Raw genomic sequence first — 19,248 nt, 5'->3', positions numbered from 1 at the left:
CTAAAACTCAATTAACCATTTTGTGCGCCAACGAAGTTCAGAGCAGAGCCCGCGTTGAACCACTGAATCTCTTTTGCATTCATTGTGTGGTTTACGGTGAGCTCTTCAGATGATCCGTCTTCGTGAGTGACCACCATTTTAACCGGCTGCCCCTCCGTCAATTTGTCAAGATCCTTGAACGAAACCCTGTCGGTCTGCTGGATCTTGTTATAATCATCCTTATCTGAGAAGGTGAAGGGCAGGACACCCTGCTTCTTCAGGTTGGCTTCAAAAATTCGAGCATAGGATTTTGCGACCATAGCGAGGCAGCCCATGTGGCGCGGCTCCATGGCTGCATGCTCACGGCTTGATCCTTCCCCGATGTTTTCATCGGCAAATGAAACCCAGCCTTTCCCATTTTCTTTGTAATGGCGTGCGATCTTGTTCAGTTCCACATCGTCTTCGCCGGTCATCAGGTTCTTACCGGTGCCTGTACCCCCACCAAAGGCGTTAGTGGCTCCGAGGAACATGTTGTTACTGATGTTGTCGAGATGCCCCCGGAATTTGAGCCAGGGACCAGCCTGAGAAATGTGGTCGGTGGTACATTTCCCGTCGGCTTTGAACAACACAAACAGATCCTGATAGTCTTTAACCGGATCCTGTTTTGGGAATGGTTCAAGGAAAGACAGGCGTTCACTGGCCGGATCTATAATGACTTCTCCGGATTTAGTTGGAGCCATATAACCACTGTCTTTGGTTGCATAACCCTGTTGCGGATAGACTTCTCCGGTAGGTGGCTCAAATTTGAAATCCTTGCCGTTATCCGTTTTGATGCTGTCCGTGAGCGGGTTGAAATTGAGAGATCCTGAGAAGGCATAAGCCACAACCACTTCAGGAGAGCTGATGAAACTCAAGGTTTCAGGATTGCCGTCATTTCTTTTTGCAAAATTCCGGTTGTAAGAACTGATGATGCTGTTCTTATCTCCCTTCTTGATGTCATCACGTTTCCACTGTCCAATACAGGGTCCGCAGGCATTGGCGAGAACTGTTGCCCCGACGTCCTGGAAATCTTTCATGATCCCATCACGTGTGATGGTTTCAAAAATTCGCTCTGATCCCGGAGTTACCAGCAAGTTGGATTTAGCCTTGAGTCCAGCCGCCTTTGCCTGCCGCACCAGACTTGCCGCACGAGTCAGATCTTCATAGCTGGAGTTGGTGCAGGATCCGATAAGCGCTGCGGTGATCTCCTGAGGGTAACCCTTTTCATTTGCCTCCTGACCAATTTCAGATACAGTCCGACCGAGGTCCGGGGTGTGAGGGCCAACAATATGGGGTTCGAGGGTGGACAGGTCAATTTCATAAACCTCGTCGTAATATTTTTCAGGATCCTTTTCCACCTCGGCGTCGGAAACAAGATTCTCTGCATACTTTTTAGCGAGATCTGCAATGGCGTCACGCTCTGTTTTGCGGAGGTAGACGTCCATGTTTTCGTCGTAACCAAAAGTTGAAGTGGTGGAACCGATTTCTGCACCCATGTTGGTGACTGTGCCTTTACCAGTAGCACTGAGAGAGCGGGCACCTTCTCCAAAATATTCGAGAATGGAGCCGGTTCCTCCCTTGGCGGTCAGCATGGTGGCCACTTTCAGGATAATATCTTTAGCTGCTGTCCAGCCGTTTAGCTTGCCTTTTAAATGAATGCCGATGAGTTTTGGCATGCGTGTCATAAAAGGTTGACCGGTCATAACATCCACCGCGTCGGCACCACCAACACCAATCGCGATACAGCCCATACCGCCTGCATTCGGAGTGTGCGAATCTGTTCCGATAATAACTGTTCCGGGGCAGGCGTAGTTTTCGTAAACAACCTGATGGATGATACCGGAGCCTGGTTTCCAGAAGCCCATGTTGTATTTCATGGCCGCAGATTCCAGGAAGTCATAAACTTCTTTGTTGGTCTTGATGGCATTGACCAGGTCTTCAGCAGAACCGGAATGGGCCTGAATAAGATGATCACAATGGACAGTAGTGGGAACCTGAACTTCAGGAATATTGGCCGACATAAACTGAAGGATGGCCATTTGCGCCGTGGCATCCTGCATCGCCACACGGTCTGCGTTGAGGTAGATATTAGAAGCGCCGCGCTCCAGTTTTGAAAAATCTGTGCCCGGTTCCATGTGGCTGTAGAGAATTTTTTCTACCACAGTCAATCCGCGGCCCAGGTTTTTTCGAGCAGCCTCAATACGCTGACCCATGGATTGGTAAAGTTGTTCGATAGGTGCCGACTCCAGTAACATTGACCTCTCCTTATAAACTTTAAAAGATGTTATAGTGTCCTCTTGCCAAAGTTGTATGACAAAAGGTCTAAAATGGGCAAAGGGGGATGTTGCCCCACTAGGGGGAACGGTTGAGGATTTTCCCATGAAAGCCGGTAAAATTCAATTACTTTGAAACGAACGATAAATTCACGAAAATTCAAAAGTCTTGTAAAAACAATAGAGTGGCCCTTTTTCACCATCCGGGCTTCTCAGATAAAAAAACTATATGACAGACTCAATTTTCGATTCTGCAGAATTTAACCGGAATTTATTTTTTCCAAGGCCTGATTCCAGGCCCACATCGCCCACTAAAGAAGAAATATATATTTCTGTGGAGGATGGTGTTTCGGTCCATGTCCGTAAGCACCCCTCGCCGGAAGAAGCAATGTTCAGCCTGCTCTACTTCCATGGCAATGGGGAGATTGTTTCAGACTATGACGATCTGGCTCCGGCTTTCTGGGATATGGGTTGCGATTTTTTTATGTGCGAATACAGGGGATATGGAAAAAGTGGGGGATTTCCCACATTGCGGGCTGCATTGGAAGATAGCAGGACAATTTATGAATATTTGTTGAAGGAAAGTCATCTGAGGGAAAAGGTCTCTGTTATGGGACGGTCTCTGGGAAGTGCCTCGGCCATTGAACTGTGTTCCCGGTATCCGGAAATTTCTTCCTGCATAGTCGAAAGTGGGTATGCGGACCCTATTCCCCTTGTTGAGCGGAGAGGATTGAGAATCAATACCACTACTCCGGAAGAAGATGCCTTGTTCAATAATTCAAAAAAAATAAAGAAAGTAAGTTGTCCGATATTGATCATGCACGGAGAGGAAGATTTCCTGATCCAGTCGCATGAAGCGGAATTGAATTTTCGAAATGCAGGGTCTAAGAACAAGCACCTGGAAATTCTTGAAGGAGTGGGGCATAACGACATTATGTATGCTCAGGGTAATCTCTACTTTCATACTCTTAAAAAATTTCTGGATAGTGTTTACCGAAACTGAACCCGGGATAAAAGGATTTTTTTAAATGGCAGTTACCAAGTTTTACAATATCGAAGGGATCATTCGAAACGGATTCAAACTAAGTCGGGACTACCAGGTTCTCGATTTCACTTTCACCAAGCTTGGTGATTCCGGGGTGGCAGCCCTTTCCGGATCCAAGTCCGTTCGTCAGCTTCGTCGGCTCATTTTAACCGGGCAAAAGTTGACTTCAGTGGCGGCGGAATTTCTGGCCGGTTCTCCTACATTGGGAAATCTGCAATATTTAAAACTCTACCGAAATAAACTGGGTGATGAGGGATGCCGGCATATCGCGAATTCTCCAAATCTGACCCAGTTAAAGTCTCTACGACTTGGGCTAAACGGGGTTGGTCCCGAAGGCGCCCGTCACATAGCCCAATCTGAAACCCTGACTGAATTGACCAGCCTGATTTTATCCGACAATAAAATAGGGGATGAAGGTTTACGCGCCCTGGGCGAAGCCCACAACATGGGAAACCTTGAAATCCTTGAAGTCAAAAAGGCGGGGATCACCGATGAAGGAATTCTTGAGTTTGTGAAATCACGGCATTTTCCTAAATTGCAAACCCTGGTTCTTTCGGACAATCAACTGACAGAAAAGGGACATCAGGCTATTCAGGAATTCTTGATTATTAATCGGGTACTGAACCGAGTTACTGAGGGAAGCGAGGTGCTTGATCTCAGTAAACTGGACCTGAATGATTTTGAAATCTCGGTCATTGCAAACCGGGAGGAACTGAAAGACATTCAGAAAATTTATTTAGAGCTGAATCGACTTACTGCAAAAGGAATTGAAGCGATCACGTCTTCCAGTCAACTAAACAATATAACTCTGCTATCACTGGATCGTAACTCAATAGGGGACGAAGGAATTGCTCATATCGTCAATTCGGAAAACATGCAGAATCTGGAAATTCTGATGGTAGAGAATAACGGGCTTAGCAATGAGGCTCTTAAATTGATTGCAGAGTCAGAGAATATGACGAACCTGACCCGTCTGTACCTGGAAGGAAATGATTATGATGAGGAAGGGCTGGAATATTTGGCAGAGTCTGAGTTTTTGGAGAAACTGGAATACCCGGTTCTTGAACGCGAGGAGGAAGTGGAGGAAGTAGAGGAGGAAGAGGAAGAGGAATTCGAGGATATCGAAGAAGAGGAAGAGGAAGACGAAGAAGAAATCATTGATGATGATGAAGAGTATGCGTGACCCGTTTCGGGCATCGTGTCCAGGATGTTCAGCTCAACGTACCTGATCCATGTATTGGCAGGTTTTATATTAAAATGTTTTTAGGTGGAACAATGCCACAATATCTGATCGCTTACCACGGGGGGAGACAGCCTGCTTCCAAAGAGGAGGGTATGGCCCATATGGATAATTGGAAAGCCTGGGTGGAAGGGCTGGGGGATAGGGTGGTCAACCCGGGAACCCCGTTAATGAACCCATATGTTGTCACCGGAGAAGGTGTTCAGGCTGACAACGATCCAATGTCCATGAAAGGTTTTGCCATAGTTAAAGCTGATAGCATTGAGGGTGCAGTAGAGATTGCCAAAACCGACCCGTTTTTGGGTGTAGAGGGTACTATAAAGGTCTCACAAATGGTAGAGATGGGATAGAAGGCTTTTGTGGAATTAGCAGATTACAAAAGGGCTTCGGATAATTTTGTTTAGTTTGATTTTACCAGGATGTTGACCATAATTCTTTAGAGTGTTTCATCTTGAATATTTCCTGAATACGACCTGCAAATTCTTCCGGACTGAATGACTTATTATAATCATTTGCTTCAAACCGGAATGGATTCCAGGACATTACCATACGCTCTATAAATAGTTCCTCCAAGGGAACGTAAGTGATTTTTTTTATAATATTGGAATCTGAGTCGACCAGAATAGCGACCATAACCGCCTCGTCTTTGGAAAACAGGGCTTCGCAAAATCCAGGGGCCTCCCTTTCTAATGCAGATGGATTGCATGGGGCTTCGAGAATCCAATCTTCGCTCCCGACTGCAAATATCGGTATAGAGGGGAATTCAGATTCTTCATAGAGTTTGGCCCGCCATTTACCGGCCCATGCATCAATTTGTGCCTGGGAGGGACTGGGTACAGCACCCAGCAAAAGCATGTCACCTGCAGGGGAAAAGGAAAGTCCTCCTCCTGATCCCTCTACTTTAATAGGACAAGGTTGGCCTTCTTCAAAACGAGCTGTGGTCGAATCCATATTATCAATCCAATAAGAAGTTTAAAGTTTCCCGTATTTTCTGCAAGCCGGTCTGTATTGTCAACTCTTATAAGACACGGCTTGAGGGGAAGTCGGGTTTAAGGTATCCTAGCCAACTTTCAAAACCCATTGGGCAGGACCCGTTTTATGAATGTCACGCTAGTTGCACACGCTTGCATCCTGTTTGAATCGAAAAACACCAAGGTGATCACGGATCCCATATTATTTGGATATTTGTGGGAAGAAATCAATGTGCATTGTCCTGCCATTGACCTGAATATTGAGAAAATACCCAAGGTGGATGTCCTGAATATTTCGCATCGCCATCAGGATCATTTCGATATTCGCTCGCTGGCCTATCTGGCCACCTACAAATCATTTTGTTCGCCGGATACGGTTGTGCTGGCACCCCAGGATGAAATTCTTCTGGAGGTCCTGGAGGAGGTAGGTCTAAAAAATATCACCCCGGTACGGGATTTCGAACCAATCACAGTGGGTGACTTGACCCTGACACCCACACCGTCGATGAATGAGCAGGATTATTTCCCGGAACATGGTTTGCTGGTTCACGATGGTGAGGTGACAGTCTGGAATCAGGTCGACACGATTGTCACTCCGGATATCGTGAACTATTTGAAAGACCTTTATCCACGGATTAACTTTGCGCACAACCGGTTTCTCCCGTTGCTGGAGGGGAACTTCTCTTTTCACCAACCACTCAGCCTTCCCTTTGAAGAATACAGTTCATTTCTTCGTGTTGTGAAAGCAGTCCAGCCGGAATGGAGCGTTCCCGGTTCTGCCGGGTTTCGTTATCGTGATGAATACGATTTTTTGAACCAGTATTCCTTTCCCACAACACAGGAACAGTTCATCAGTGATTTAAAGTCCTTTGCTCCGGAAATTAACACCAGTACCTTTTTCCCGGGAGATATGGCAGAGGTGACCGCACAGGGCGTAGAGATCCATCGCCAGCATTCCAGTTTTGTGAAAATGAGGGAAAATGATGAATACCGCATAGAGTTCAAGCCGGTAGCGGAAGTTCCCCGAATCAAGACATTGACTGTTGAACCGGAAAAACAGGAAGAAGAATGGGCAACGATCAGAAACTTTGTTGAAGATGAGTTTATTGGGGCTCTCAAGGAATGTAAGCTTTATTCCATATACGCTGAATGGCAGGTAGTTTATCAGTTGGAGGTTTTTGGAGAAAAGGAATCGGTTATCTGGAGCCTGGATTTTCGGAAAGAAAATCTTGAATGGGTGGAAGATCGTGTCGGCCGGATCAATTTATACGAGGGTATTGCAAGCTCCGAGCTGGTTGGATTAATCAATGATGAGGCGAACTGGGATTTTATTGGAATTTCTGCCCAGTACCGGTATTTTCACAATATTTACAGGTTGGCTGACGGACAGTTTGAGTGTTTTCCCTCCAACAAGAAGTTTCCTGCTCCCCTGATGCAGATTTTTGCTGCCGGCGTGGAGATGGACCGGAGAAAATTCATGCTGGATGCGATCCGCTGGAAAAATCATTACCAAAGGTAGCTATCTGGTAAAATAGTCAATTGACACTTAAATCCGGTTTGGGTTAAAGTCTATGGTTTCGAGGATTTAGCGTCATTTTCAGTAGGGTTTATTGGCGGTGTAGCTCAGCTGGTTAGAGCATACGGTTCATATCCGTAGTGTCCGGGGTTCAAGTCCCTGCACCGCCACTCCTTTCCTCTCTTTTTAATAGTCTTCGTTTTTAAATTTCAAACAATGGCAGAGACGAACTCCAGCGAGAATAAAAACGCAGAGCCTGTAGAGGGTGAGTATATCTGCCAGTGTTTCCAGGTCACAGACACCACTATTAAAGCCCACATCCGTTCCAAAAACCTGGATAGTATTGAAGGGATTACAGAAGCCTGCGGAGCGGGCGGTGGGTGCCAGTCTTGTCATATGCTTTTGGAACTGTTTCTCGATGAGCATCACAAGCGAGGGACGTTCGCTGAAAATAAACCGCCGGAAGAAAAGAAAAAAGGGTTTTTCAGTAAACTATTTTCCCGTACCTGATCAGGGGGAGGCCATGGCCTACGCCCGCACCAACTGGACCTTCCAGGAAATTCACCGCGCCCTTCAAAACCCGGTAAGCTCGGAAACCGGCCCTGATGCCCACTCTAAAAAACACGCTACCGAAGGCGAACTCGCGTCCAACCCAATGTTTCAGCAAGCCCGGGTCAATGCCCTGGTCCACGATGAAAAGCACAAGGAATCGAACATCGCTTATGCCGGGGCCAGCAAAAATCAACAAAAGAAACATCCCATGCCTGCCCCGGAAGTTCCGGTGCATTCGACGCTCGATTCCGCTTTGGTAGCGTCCGGACTGGAGAAAGCCTTTAATACATATGGGATGCAGTCACACCTAGGCCAATTGGATTCTGGATCAGATATGAAGGTGTTCGTAAACTTTTCCGTGTCGCTTGGAAAGGGGATGGTGTATCGGACAGGCTACAGTCCTGCTCAACAGGAAATCGTCTGTTTGTTTGTCTATTTAAAACCCAACCCGCGAAACAAGGATATTCCGATTTTTCAGACCGTGGTCCCGCATACCGCTCATAAAGCACAGGCAAGTCCACAGGCGACACCGGTGATTTCGATTTAAGCCTTTGTTCTTTTCTCACCTGCTACAATATCCAGACATAAATCAAACTAAACCAAAAAATGAAACTAGCTCACTTTGATTGTCATTCGGGGATAAGCGGGGATATGATCCTGGGCGCTTTGGTCGACCTTGGTGTGCCTCTCGTTGATATTCAGAAGGAGTTGAAGAAGCTCAAGCTGAAGGGCTATGAAATTTCTGCAAAGAAGGTAAAACGTGGCGGGTTTGGGGCAACCCAGGTGATTGTTGCTCAAACTGGAAAGCACAAGCATCATCACCCGCATCGCACCTTCGTCGATATAAAAAAGATGATTGAGGATTCCCCCTTAACACCGTCAGTAAAAAACCAGGCCATAAAAATATTTCAGATTTTAGGGAAAGCCGAGGCAACGGTCCACCGCACCACTCTTAATAAAATACATTTTCATGAAGTGGGGGCTGTTGATTCCATTGTCGATATAGTAGGCAGTGTCATTGCCATGGAGTCGTTGCAGTTCGATCAGGTGTCCGCCTCGTCTCTAAATACTGGAGAGGGAACTGTGCACTGTGAACATGGAATGCTGCCAGTGCCAGCCCCGGCCACTTTGGAAATTTTAAAGGGAGTGCCTTGTTTCAGCAGTGGGGTGAAAACAGAACTGGTCACCCCGACCGGAGCTGCCATTTTGAAATATTACGCCAAAACCTTTGGTCCTATTCCTGCCATGGCGCTAGGGGATAGCGGCTACGGGGCGGGTTCGAAGGTTTTAAAAGAGATCCCCAATTTTTTGAGAATCCTGACAGGGGAAACAGAAGGAAAAGAGGAACAGACACTCTGCATGATTGAAACCAATATAGACGACATGAACCCTGAGCTATATGATTCTGTGATGCAGTATTTACTGAAGTTGGGGGCCAGGGATGTGTTTTTAAATCCTGTCACCATGAAGAAAGGTCGACCTGGAACCAAACTCTCGATCCTTTGTGACCTTGAGCTAAAGGATAAATTGGCAAAAGCGATTTTAACTGAGACGACAAGTTTTGGTATTCGGTGGTGGGAGGTGGCCCGGGAAACTCTGGCCCGCGAATGGATCACAGTAAAAATTCAGGGATGTCCTGTGAAAGTCAAACTTGGTTTTCTGGAGGGTGAGAGAGTGCAGGCTTCTCCAGAATATGAGGATTGCAAGAAGGCAGGGGCGAAGCTCAAGCTACCCGTGAAAGAAGTTTTCCGAATAGCACAAAAGCTTGCTGAGGACCAGGGGAACGGGTAGAGAATTACATTCCGTGTTTGGTGAGTTGTTCCTCGTAGTGCTTGTGGTAAAGAACATCCCATTCAGGAGATCCTTCGCGAGGACTGTTGGCGTAGGAGGCGACAGTTTTCCTGGCTTCCTGGTCGCACAACTCATCGGTTTTCAATTCATCCAACATTACTTTAGCTATTTCCAAACGGACCTCATTGAGGTCGCATTTGTAGTCAAATTCTTCCCGTTTGGCGAGGTCTTTGACGATTAGACTGCTTATATGATTTACTTTTTCCCGACTTATTTTCATAGCTTATAAAATAAGACCCCTTTCACGTACCAGTTTTTGTTTTACCATTTGGAAGACACGACTAAAATCCATCATATCCCGTTCGTAATCTTTTGTTCGGGATTCAAGTAAAGTTTTCACTTCGTCATTTAGCAAGTCTTCGACCATTAAATCCTGGGTGATGACGTGGTTGATAATGCCTTCCAGTTTTTCTGGAGTATCTTCCCAAATCACCTGTCCGCCATCCAGAAGAGCTTTGGTGGCTTTTTTGGACATTCGTTCGATCATTTCATTTGTTAGACGCATGGCTCTGTTCTTTTAAGGTTTTGGAGCGGAGGACGGGATTCGAACCCGCGACCTTCAGCTTGGGAAGCTGACACTCTACCAACTGAGTTACCCCCGCTTGCAATTAAAGAGGTCTCCTTCAAGCGCGCTTATTCCCAAATATTAGAAAAATATTGTCTTCTGTAGTCTGGACATCAACGAGAATTTTGTTTTGTACTTTAATCTCCTCAATGGCTTTATTGACCATCGTTTCTATTGCCTGTGCATTTTCCTCAATGATATTGATGACCTTAACCCCGGATATTTCATTAATCTCAAGATTCATTGAAAAACCAAGTGTTTAATCATTGTTTTTAAAAGGTTTTTTGCATTTTAATAAGAGACGAAACGAAGGGGAAAACGCCACTCTGGTAGGCATTATCCAACATTTGTGCAATGGAATCAACAGAGAGCCGGTTCAAGGGGTGGAAAACCAACCCTTTCTACAGTAAATGGGATTGTTTTTGACCCGTCCTTTGAGTAAGATAAACGACATTGGAAAGTGTGGTAATGGATTTAAAGTCAATTCTTTCTGGCGGATATAGCCACTCATGTCAAGGGCCGGATAATACTTGTTGTCCGACTGCGGGGTTTTGAATGGGATACGGAATCAAGGATTTAAAATTTCAGGACAAGGTTGGGATTTCTTCCCATTTGAAGGAAGCCAAAGACCGGATGATCCAGGTGACCATCGTGGTCCTGATCTTTTTTGCTGTCAGCTTCTATTTTATTGATATCCCTCTTGCCTGGTTGGAGCAACCCCTCCCCGAAAAGTTTGGAAAACTATCTTTTATTACCCCCACCGAGCCGTTTTTTACAAATATGAAGGTTGCCTTCATGTGTTCCATGTTCATTTCCATGCCCTTTATTCTTTTTCACCTGTGGCAGTTTATTGCTCCTGGCCTGAAGGTAAAAGAAAAGAAAATTACGATGATGTTCGTGACTTTCGGCACCTTGTTTTTTGTGTTCGGAGGCGCATTCTGCTATTTCCTGGTCGTTCCGATTGCTTTGAAGTTCCTGATGAATTACGGGGTCAATTTCTGGAATTTTCAGGTCACAATCGGATTTTATTTTTCGTTTCTGACCAAATTGATCATGTCATTCGCTTTCGCGTTTCAGACCCCACTTATTATGGTGTTGCTTACAAAATTTGGGGTGATCAACACCATCAAAATGAGGCTTTATCGTAAATGGGCTTTTTTAGGATGTTTTGTTCTAGCATCTGTTCTGACTCCACCGGATATCATTACTCAGTTGATGCTGGGTGTTCCCCTTTACGGTTTATATGAATTCGGGGTTATTGCTTCTGCTATCTTTGAAGACCCGAAACAGCGGGACCTTGCTATCAAACAGATGCAGCTTCATAAAGAGATGCGGAAGGCTAAAAAAGAAGCTCAGCAGGCAGCAAAAGCCAAATCGGGAAAGGCCAAAATTAAAAAGATTATCAAGAAGCAGGATAAAAAAGCCGGGTAGCTTTCCAGGGTTTAAAACAAAACACCGAACAGAGTGATCGTCTTTGGTGCCACATAGACCACCAAAACTCCTGCAAGACTACATAAAGCCTGAAAACAAATTCCAGAATATAAAGTACCTGTGAAGCGAAACATCAAGGCCGAAATAGTACCGATTAAGGCCATTCCCAGGCTGAAATCCCAGTAGAATACGGGAAACAGCAGAGTGGCCACAAGGGCGAAACTTATCGTTCTTATGCGTACTGCAATGGGGGACATAAAAAAACCGATCAGCATTATTTGTCCGAGAACAGGCTTTAGAATAAAGAGTTCGAGCAGGGTCAACATGGAAAGGGGAGGTTGTTCAAGAGCGCGGAGATCAGCACCCTTAAACAAAAGCTCCTGAGACAAGGCAGTTACGTTTATTAACTTGTTCAGTAAAAGTGGCGAAAGGGCCACCAGAGCACCAGCACCCAGGCCTAAAAGGAGATGTGGCCCGATATGGGTTGGCTTTAGTGCGTTTCCAAATGCCAGGATTCTTTTTGTAAAGAAAAGTACAAAAATAAGAAAGGCCATGGCTGCTAGTAATACCCAATCACTCCAGAGTCTAAGTTCCGGAAAAATATTTAAAAGGGTGGGGCGAAAAATTAAACTGTAAGCGGGGACTAAGAGCAGGGTCCAGGGTGATGTATTTACGGGTTCGGTAGGAGTTCGGGGAAAAGTCATATTTTTCTGGTTGGGTCCGGAACTTAAATTTTATACTAAGTGGTATTGGGACTTTAAAGCTGGTTTTGACAACTATCCCCCAAAGCTGATCAATGGACAGTTCGTGCTAGAATAACCGCCATTTGTGTCGGGTCAATTATATCAAAACCAATTGGGAGTTCCCTCGACCTGATGCCCCAATAACCAAAAGACGATGGACATTTGAAAGGTTTTTTTAATGAGGGAATCAATACCCGATCTCAAAAAGCAGAATCTTTCCAAAGAAGAGTTCTGCAAGCGAATAGAAAAATTGAAGCACGACCTCATGGGAGAAGAGTTAGCTCGTTTGCAATTAGATGGTATAAAACTGGATGATGCCAATCTGATGAGAACAGATTTTACAGAGTCCAGTTTGAAGAAATGCAACTTTCAAAGTTCGGATTGTATGGGTGCCTTGTTAACGGGCTGCCAATTGACAGAGGCGAAGTTTCGTGGAGCGCATTTAACACAGGTTGATTTAAAAGATGCGAAGGCAACTCAGGCAGATTTCAGTGGAGCCAAACTTAATGAAAGCAATGTATCAAGGGCGGACCTTACTGGTGCAAAACTAAATAAAACTTCCATAACAAAAGCCCGGCTGGATAGCGTTACACTCGAAAAGGCAAGTTGTGTCAGTGCGGACTTTACACACAGTTCATTTCGGGTCGCCGCTTTGAGTGGTACAGACTTTACTAATGCACGGATGGTTCAGGTTGATTTTGGTGAAGCGGAATTGATAGGGGCAATACTTTGTGGAGCTAATCTTGCCCAGTCCAACTTTGGTGTTGCGGAGTTGACCGATGCCAATCTCACTAACGCCAAAATGGAGCGGGTGGTTTTGATCAGTGCTGATCTTGTCAGAGCAAACTTCAAAGGCGCCCAGCTCGAAAAAGCTGAATTTGAAGACAGCGATTGTGAAGGAGCAAATTTCACGGGAGCCAACCTCAAAGGGGCCAAAATGGAAGGGGCACACAACCTTACTTTGGAACAGTTGCAAGCTGCCATAATTGATAAAAAGACGACTCTTCCTTCCAGATTTGAAGTGACCTGGAAATCCAAAAAGGAATTTGAAATTAAGGTAAGGGGGTAAGGCAGGATCAGTGGCTTCCAATTCCTAGAGGTTGCTTGTTCTTGGAAGGTGGAAGAAAAGGGGCCTTAGACCCACTGATATGAGGGGTTTTCTCTTTTTTGTGAGAGTTTTTATGGCCCTGGCCACTAATGTGGACCAATGGCTGGTTTTCATCTGTTTGCTTTCGTGCCCGTTCCCCGGACTCAGTAATTTTTGCCTTCATAAAATTGGCATTTATGTAGAATCCGCCAAAAATCAGCAAGGAAAGAATGCAGGATTCAATGAAAATGTTTCTCCACATATTTAATCTGCCCTCAGGGTAAAAAATTATTGTATGTTCTTTAGAAACGTAATTCAATAACGCCAATTCAATTCAAATTTCCGGTTTCAACCCTCCGGTGTTGACAAGGTAGAGGGATTTTCATAATATCGCTCTAAGGTCCTTACTACCTCGGTTTTGCAGGTAATTTTTGCAAAATTCGTTTAAATCTTCACTTGGCCCCAGACGCCTTCTTTTGTGCTGGGAACGATTATTCCTCCTTATTTTCCCTCGAGAGCCGATGAACGCAAGTCATAATTCAAAAAAAATTATTATTTCTTCAGACCATGCAGGGTTTGAGTTAAAGGAATACGTTAAGGCTTTTCTTGAGGGGAAAGGGGCTGTTGTTGAGGATCTGGGACCTGAGGACACCCAATCAGTGGACTATCCTGATTATGGGATCAAACTTGCCCTTAAAATGACGGATCACCCCGAGTGTGCTGGAATCCTGGTTTGTGGAACCGGTGTTGGAATGTCCATGGTGGTCAACCGTTTTCCCAGAATCCGGGGAGCCCTTTGCCACGATCTTTATACCGCTCAAATGAGTCGGGCGCATAATGATGCGAATGTCCTGATTTTGGGGGGGCGGGTTATCGGGAAGGGATTGGCAGAAGAAATAGTAAATACCTGGCTTACCACCGAGTTTGAGGGTGGCAGGCATCAGCGGCGTGTCGATAAAATTGAAGTGAACGAATCCTCGTCTACTATTAAAGGAGAAGGCTAAATTGTCCCTCTTATCCGATTTTGACCCGGAAATCGCCGGGGCCATCAAAAATGAATTAGATCGTGAAAACTCCACTTTGGAAATGATCGCATCCGAAAATTTTGTCAGTCCGGCAGTGATGGAAGCCCAAGGCTCAGTAATGACAAATAAGTATGCCGAAGGTTATCCGAAAAAAAGGTACTACGGCGGGTGCGAATTTGTGGATATTGCGGAGCAACTAGCAATAGACCGAGCCAAACAGATTTTTGGAGCAGAACATGCCAACGTCCAACCACATTCCGGCTCCCAGGCCAATATGGCGGTCTATCACAGTGTTCTGGAACCAGGCGATACGATTTTGGGGATGGACTTGTCTCACGGTGGACACCTGACCCACGGTAGTCCGGTAAACTTCTCCGGCTATACTTACAAAGTTTTTCAATATGGTGTTTCCCGGGATACGGGACTGATCGATTATGATGCCGTTGAAAAGCTTGCCAAGGAGCACCGTCCAAAAATGATAGTGGTTGGTGCCAGTGCTTATTCAAGGGTAATCGATGCCAAACGGTTTCGGGAAATAGCGGATGAAGTCGGTGCAAAAATAATGACCGATATTGCGCATCCTGCAGGCTTGGTTGCTGCAGGTATCTATCCTTCACCTGTACCGCACTCTGATTTTGTGACGAGCACTACCCATAAGACCCTGAGAGGTCCGCGAGGGGGCTTGATCCTTTGCAAGGAGGAATATGCGAAGATGGTCAACAAGCGCATTTTCCCAGGAATCCAGGGCGGCCCTCTGATGCATGTGATTGCCGCAAAAGCGGTAGCCTTTAAAGAAGCACTTACAGAAGAGTTTGTTGAGTATCAGAAACAGGTAGTAAAAAACGCGCAGTGTCTTGCTCAATTACTGATGGACGGCGGTTTGAACATTGTAAGTAATGGCACTGATACCCACGTGTTTCTGGTGGACCTGACTGAGAAAGGGCTCACGGGAAAAGAAACAGAAGAAGCTCTTGAGCAGGCGGGTATAACCGTCAACAAGAATACTGTTCCTTTTGAAACACGCAGCCCCTTTGTTACTTCCGGGATTCGTATTGGGTCTGCGGCTCTTACAACCCGTGGGATGAAAGAGCCGGAAATGAAGCGAATCGGTGAGATGATCTTGAGCGTGTTGGAGAAAAAGGACGACCCGGCTCACCTCCAATCCCTGCGAGATAAGGTGCGTGATTTGTGTGATCAGTTTCCCCTGTACCAGGAGACATCCAGCACCCAGCAGGTTTAAGCCGTTTCTAATATTATAATATTCTAAATTGCCATCTTCAGGGCTTGTGGGCAAGCTCCTTCGTGGTTCAGAGTAAATTCACCTCAGGCTCAAAATGCGTTGTCCCAAATGCGAAAATGTCGAAAATAAAGTAATCGACTCCCGCATGAACACCAACGGGGAGGTTATTCGGCGCAGGCGCGAATGTCTTGCATGTTCCGAGCGGTTCACAACTTACGAACGGCTGGAGCGCACTCAGATTTTCGTGGTCAAAAAAGACGGGCGAAGAGAAGAGTTTGACCGCAATAAAATCCTCGATGGTATTCAAAAAGCCTGTCAGAAGCGGCCAGTCAGTCTGGAATCCATCGAAGAGCTGGTCGATCGCATTGAAAAAAATTTGCAGGACTCGGGCAATAAGGAAATCTCCGCCATGACGGTTGGAGAAAGTGTTGTCCGGGAACTGGCCCAGCTGGATGGTGTTGCCTACGTCCGATTTGCTTCTGTTTACCGCGAATTCAAGGATGTGAACGAATTCATGTCCGAACTCAAGGATATCCTGAAGAACAAAGACTCCTGAATCTCTCACCTGTTTGTTTTCTTTCCGGATGAAATAACTCCAAGCCATTGAAGGGTTTAGGGTAAAATGATAGGATACTGGATATCCATATCCTCAACGTGCTCCCTGAACATTTTTCAACATGGTCGTTTTCTTTAATATTTCCCTTGTCGGGTACCTGCTGGCTTCAATCGTTTATTTTGTCCAGTTGGTTTATCGCCGACAGTTGATTTCCAATATTGCGATGTCAACTGTCATTGCGGGGTTCATTTCCCATACGTTGGTGATCGCGCTAAGGTCACAGGCTACAGGGCATGGACCCTATACCACCTCATTTGAGGTGGCGGTATTTTTCGCCTGGGTCCTTGCTGTGATTTTTCTGTTTGCCAACTGGAAATATCAAATCAAGGATCTCGGTGCTTTTGTGGTACCGGTTATTTTTCTGGTGTTTTTGTATGCGACCTTCCTGTCTCGCGAAGTGGTTGCCTTCCCGGATACTGAATATCAGGCCCTGCTGACCTTGCACCGGACCTTGTCCATATTGGGCTATGCAGCTCTTGCCATGGCGTTTGCGGTGGGTTGTATGTACCTGATCCAGGAGCAACAGGTGAAATCCAAGAAACTGGGGATGATGTTTTTTCGGATGCCGTCTCTGGAAACCCTTGATAATCTAAACTCCAGGGTTATATCGATCGGATTCCCACTTTTCACCCTGGGGTTTATAACAGGGACTATGTGGAACATGGAAATGACCCAGCATTCCATTTTTAGCCTGAACATGATAAAAGTATGGCCTTTCATAGCAGGATGGCTGATCTACGGTCTGGTCTTTTTTGGCAGGCTTTTTGTCGGATTGCGCGGTAAACGAGCCGCCCAGTTTTCAATGGCAGGTTTTGCAACCGTGATGTTGACCTACTTCTTACACGTGTGACGATGGCAGTTTCTAATCTTATTCTGGTTGGCGTAAACCACAAGACCACCCCGGTGGAGGTCCGTGAAAAGCTCGCATTCAATCAGGGGAAAATTGAAGAATCGACTGAACTTCTGTTGCAGTATCCGGAAATTCAGGAAAACACGATCATCTCCACATGTAACCGGGTGGAGATTTATGCCCGCGTCAATGATATTGAGGCGGGCACTGATCGTTTAAAAGAATTCCTGAGCCAGTACCATCACATTGAATTGGAAGAATTGGATCAGTACTTTTACAGCTATCAGGATAACGATACTGTTGAACACCTGTTCAAGGTTTCTTCCAGTCTCGACTCCATGGTCCTTGGCGAAGCCCAGATTCTGGGCCAGGTAAAGGATGCCTACAGTCTGGCTCGATCCTTGAGAGCTACCGGGCAAATTCTCAATCAACTTTTCGAAAAAGCCTTCAATGTAGCCAAACGTGTTCGAGAAGAGACCGGTATTGCTGAAAGTGCTGTCTCCATCAGTTCCGCCGCTGTTGAGTTGGCACGCAAGATTTTTGATGATCTGGAAAATCACACGGTCATGCTGGTTGGCACAGGGGAAATGGCTGAGCTTGCTGCGAAGCATCTTATCTCTTACGGGGCTAAAACCGTCTACATCACCAGCCGGACTTATGAACGGGCCGCGGCCCTTGCCCAGACCTTAAACGGCTCTGCCCTTGATTTTCAGAATTTCAAGGAAGATCTCCACAAGGCGGACATTGTCATCAGTTCGACTGCGGCTCCTAAATTTATTATTGAGCGGGACATGGTGGATGACGCAATTCACAAACGCAAAAACCGACCGATGTTTTTCATTGATATCGCCGTGCCCCGGGACATTGCCCCGGAAGTGAACGAACTCGATAACGTGTATCTGTACGATATTGATGATCTTCAGGGAGTGGTCAACGCCAATATCAAGGAGCGGGAAAGAGAAGCAGAAATTGCCGTTGAAATCATTCAGTCGGAGGTGGACAAGTTTAACAACTGGATTGTGTCTCTGGATGCAGTCCCGACCATAGTTGAAATCCGCAAGCAGGCGGAGGTAGCAGCTCTAACTGAAGCGGATAAGACACTGGCGCGCATGCCGCACCTCACTGATGATGATCGTCTTGCGATTCATAATATGACACAGTCGATCATCAATAAAATTTTGCACAAGCCGACAGTAAACTTAAAGAAAAAAACCCAGTCTAACGAAGGGCACGCCTACTTGAAAGCCATTCGCGAACTGTTTCACCTGGATGATTAATGGACGACTCAAAAACACTTAAAAAAATCCGCATTGGTACGCGGGGCAGTCCCCTTGCTCTCTGGCAAGCCAATTGGGTCAAACAATGCCTTGAAGAAGAGCACCCCCATCTGACTATGGAGCTCGTGAAAATTTCCACATCTGGGGATAAGATTCAGGATGTTGCCCTTGCAAAAATTGGAGGAAAGGGATTATTCACCAAGGAAATTGAGGAGTCCCTTTTGCAGTACGGAAGCGACATCGCGGTTCACAGTATGAAAGACGTGCCGGTTGGGTTGCCTGCCGGGCTTGGAATCTCTGTAATTCTTGAGAGGGAAGATCCTCGCGATGCTTTGGTTTCCCGGGATGGAACTACTAAACTTGCGGATCTGAAGGAGGGGGCAAGGATAGGCACAGGTAGTCTGCGGCGCACCACTCAGTTGCTGGCATTTCGTCCGGATCTGGAAATCGTTCCTCTGCGTGGGAATGTCCAAACCCGATTGAACAAAATGGAAACCGAAAACCTCGATGGGGTGATTTTGGCCGCAGCCGGGTTGAAACGTTTAGGTTTTGGAGAAAAGATTACGGAAGCAATCTCCGAGGAAATTTTAATCCCCGGTGTAGCTCAAGGAGCGGTTGGAATCGAAACCCGCTTACAGGACCTTCCCATTCTCAGTGCTTTGATGCCACTCGACCATGAAGAAACGAATCAGGCTGTTGAAGCAGAACGGGCTTTTTTAAGACGACTCGAAGGGGGGTGTCAGGTCCCGATTGGATCTTACGCTACCATTGAAGGGGATGAAGTTCATATTCGGGGTATGGTGGGGAGTCTTGATGGTAAACGAATTATCAAGGCTGAAAGAACGGGCCATATAGAAGACCCCGGTCGGGTCGGATACGATCTTGCGGGTGAAGTTTTGGAAATGGGAGCTGGTGAAATCCTGAAGGAAGTGTACGGTCAAAGCTAGG

General features: G+C 46.1%; 21 protein-coding genes and 2 tRNA genes. 16 read left to right on the top strand and 7 right to left on the bottom strand.

Annotation, left to right across the window (positions count from 1 at the left end; all coding sequences use genetic code 11):
* Positions 1-11: 11 nt before the first annotated feature.
* On the bottom strand, positions 12-2,273 hold the full coding sequence (locus tag G3M70_16640) for an aconitate hydratase (GenBank protein QPJ63414.1): 2,262 nt from the start codon (positions 2,271-2,273) through the stop codon (positions 12-14).
* Positions 2,274-2,520: 247 nt separating this feature from the next.
* Here G3M70_16640 and G3M70_16635 point away from each other — a divergent pair, with 247 nt between their 5' ends.
* The 3 genes from G3M70_16635 (at position 2,521) to G3M70_16625 (ending at position 4,926) form a co-directional block, all read left to right on the top strand.
* The gene (locus G3M70_16635) at positions 2,521-3,294 is read left to right on the top strand and encodes an alpha/beta hydrolase (GenBank protein QPJ63413.1); all 774 of its coding nucleotides are present in this window, start codon (positions 2,521-2,523) and stop codon (positions 3,292-3,294) included.
* A 25-nt stretch (positions 3,295-3,319) separates the two neighbouring features.
* A complete protein-coding gene (locus G3M70_16630; GenBank protein ID QPJ63412.1) occupies positions 3,320-4,519 on the top strand; it encodes a hypothetical protein in 1,200 nt (399 codons plus the stop codon).
* 92 nt (positions 4,520-4,611) lie between these two features.
* Complete coding sequence (locus G3M70_16625; GenBank protein QPJ63411.1) at positions 4,612-4,926, top strand: hypothetical protein; 315 nt, start codon at positions 4,612-4,614, stop codon at positions 4,924-4,926.
* A 61-nt stretch (positions 4,927-4,987) separates the two neighbouring features.
* Here the strand turns inward: G3M70_16625 and G3M70_16620 are convergent, their stop codons facing one another.
* Complete coding sequence (locus G3M70_16620) at positions 4,988-5,527, bottom strand: hypothetical protein (protein ID QPJ63410.1); 540 nt, start codon at positions 5,525-5,527, stop codon at positions 4,988-4,990.
* Positions 5,528-5,674: 147 nt separating this feature from the next.
* On the opposite strand from G3M70_16620, the gene G3M70_16615 reads away from it, so the two are divergent.
* The 5 genes from G3M70_16615 (at position 5,675) to larC (ending at position 9,406) form a co-directional block, all read left to right on the top strand.
* Positions 5,675-7,066, top strand: a complete 1,392-nt coding sequence (locus G3M70_16615) for an MBL fold metallo-hydrolase (protein QPJ63409.1) — start codon at positions 5,675-5,677, stop codon at positions 7,064-7,066.
* Between the two features lie 93 nt (positions 7,067-7,159).
* Positions 7,160-7,233, top strand: a tRNA-Met gene (locus G3M70_16610).
* Between the two features lie 46 nt (positions 7,234-7,279).
* Positions 7,280-7,573: a (2Fe-2S)-binding protein gene (locus G3M70_16605; protein ID QPJ63408.1), complete on the top strand. Its 294-nt coding sequence runs from the start codon at positions 7,280-7,282 to the stop codon at positions 7,571-7,573.
* A gap of 13 nt (positions 7,574-7,586) precedes the next feature.
* Positions 7,587-8,162 carry a hypothetical protein gene (locus G3M70_16600; protein ID QPJ60359.1) on the top strand — a complete coding sequence of 192 codons (576 nt, stop codon included), beginning with the start codon at positions 7,587-7,589 and terminating at the stop codon, positions 8,160-8,162.
* Between the two features lie 59 nt (positions 8,163-8,221).
* Positions 8,222-9,406 carry a nickel pincer cofactor biosynthesis protein LarC gene (gene larC, locus G3M70_16595; GenBank protein QPJ63407.1) on the top strand — a complete coding sequence of 395 codons (1,185 nt, stop codon included), beginning with the start codon at positions 8,222-8,224 and terminating at the stop codon, positions 9,404-9,406.
* Between the two features lie 4 nt (positions 9,407-9,410).
* Here larC and G3M70_16590 read toward each other — a convergent pair whose 3' ends face one another.
* The 4 genes from G3M70_16590 to G3M70_16575 all read right to left on the bottom strand — a co-directional run bounded on the left by G3M70_16590 (position 9,411) and on the right by G3M70_16575 (position 10,275).
* Positions 9,411-9,686 carry a DUF507 family protein gene (locus G3M70_16590; protein QPJ63406.1) on the bottom strand — a complete coding sequence of 92 codons (276 nt, stop codon included), beginning with the start codon at positions 9,684-9,686 and terminating at the stop codon, positions 9,411-9,413.
* Between the two features lie 3 nt (positions 9,687-9,689).
* A complete protein-coding gene (locus G3M70_16585) occupies positions 9,690-9,971 on the bottom strand; it encodes a DUF507 family protein (GenBank protein QPJ63405.1) in 282 nt (93 codons plus the stop codon).
* 21 nt (positions 9,972-9,992) lie between these two features.
* A tRNA-Gly gene (locus G3M70_16580) sits at positions 9,993-10,068 on the bottom strand.
* A 21-nt stretch (positions 10,069-10,089) separates the two neighbouring features.
* Positions 10,090-10,275 carry a hypothetical protein gene (locus tag G3M70_16575; GenBank protein QPJ63404.1) on the bottom strand — a complete coding sequence of 62 codons (186 nt, stop codon included), beginning with the start codon at positions 10,273-10,275 and terminating at the stop codon, positions 10,090-10,092.
* A 311-nt stretch (positions 10,276-10,586) separates the two neighbouring features.
* Here G3M70_16575 and tatC point away from each other — a divergent pair, with 311 nt between their 5' ends.
* Complete coding sequence (gene tatC, locus G3M70_16570; GenBank protein QPJ63403.1) at positions 10,587-11,462, top strand: twin-arginine translocase subunit TatC; 876 nt, start codon at positions 10,587-10,589, stop codon at positions 11,460-11,462.
* 11 nt (positions 11,463-11,473) lie between these two features.
* On the opposite strand, the gene G3M70_16565 is transcribed toward tatC, so the two are convergent.
* The gene (locus tag G3M70_16565; GenBank protein ID QPJ63402.1) at positions 11,474-12,016 is read right to left on the bottom strand and encodes a hypothetical protein; all 543 of its coding nucleotides are present in this window, start codon (positions 12,014-12,016) and stop codon (positions 11,474-11,476) included.
* Positions 12,017-12,383: 367 nt separating this feature from the next.
* Between G3M70_16565 and G3M70_16560 the strand changes: the two genes are divergently transcribed.
* The 7 genes from G3M70_16560 to hemC all read left to right on the top strand — a co-directional run bounded on the left by G3M70_16560 (position 12,384) and on the right by hemC (position 19,247).
* Entirely contained in the window at positions 12,384-13,274 is an 891-nt protein-coding gene (locus G3M70_16560; GenBank protein ID QPJ63401.1) for a pentapeptide repeat-containing protein, read from the top strand.
* Positions 13,275-13,813: 539 nt separating this feature from the next.
* Positions 13,814-14,296, top strand: a complete 483-nt coding sequence (gene rpiB / locus G3M70_16555) for a ribose 5-phosphate isomerase B (GenBank protein ID QPJ63400.1) — start codon at positions 13,814-13,816, stop codon at positions 14,294-14,296.
* Position 14,297: 1 nt separating this feature from the next.
* Complete coding sequence (locus tag G3M70_16550; GenBank protein ID QPJ63399.1) at positions 14,298-15,557, top strand: serine hydroxymethyltransferase; 1,260 nt, start codon at positions 14,298-14,300, stop codon at positions 15,555-15,557.
* Positions 15,558-15,651: 94 nt separating this feature from the next.
* Positions 15,652-16,113, top strand: a complete 462-nt coding sequence (gene nrdR / locus G3M70_16545) for a transcriptional repressor NrdR (GenBank protein QPJ63398.1) — start codon at positions 15,652-15,654, stop codon at positions 16,111-16,113.
* A gap of 121 nt (positions 16,114-16,234) precedes the next feature.
* Positions 16,235-17,023, top strand: a complete 789-nt coding sequence (gene ccsA, locus G3M70_16540; GenBank protein ID QPJ63397.1) for a cytochrome c biogenesis protein CcsA — start codon at positions 16,235-16,237, stop codon at positions 17,021-17,023.
* 2 nt (positions 17,024-17,025) lie between these two features.
* Positions 17,026-18,300: a glutamyl-tRNA reductase gene (locus G3M70_16535; protein ID QPJ63396.1), complete on the top strand. Its 1,275-nt coding sequence runs from the start codon at positions 17,026-17,028 to the stop codon at positions 18,298-18,300.
* A complete protein-coding gene (gene hemC / locus G3M70_16530) occupies positions 18,300-19,247 on the top strand; it encodes a hydroxymethylbilane synthase (GenBank protein QPJ63395.1) in 948 nt (315 codons plus the stop codon). Before G3M70_16535 ends, hemC begins: the two co-directional genes overlap by 1 nt.
* Position 19,248 lies beyond the last annotated feature (1 nt).

The sequence above is a fragment of the Candidatus Nitronauta litoralis genome (genome assembly GCA_015698285.1).
Classification (GTDB): domain Bacteria; phylum Nitrospinota; class Nitrospinia; order Nitrospinales; family Nitrospinaceae; genus Nitronauta; species Nitronauta litoralis.
This window is presented reverse-complemented; position numbering and strand designations above follow the sequence as displayed.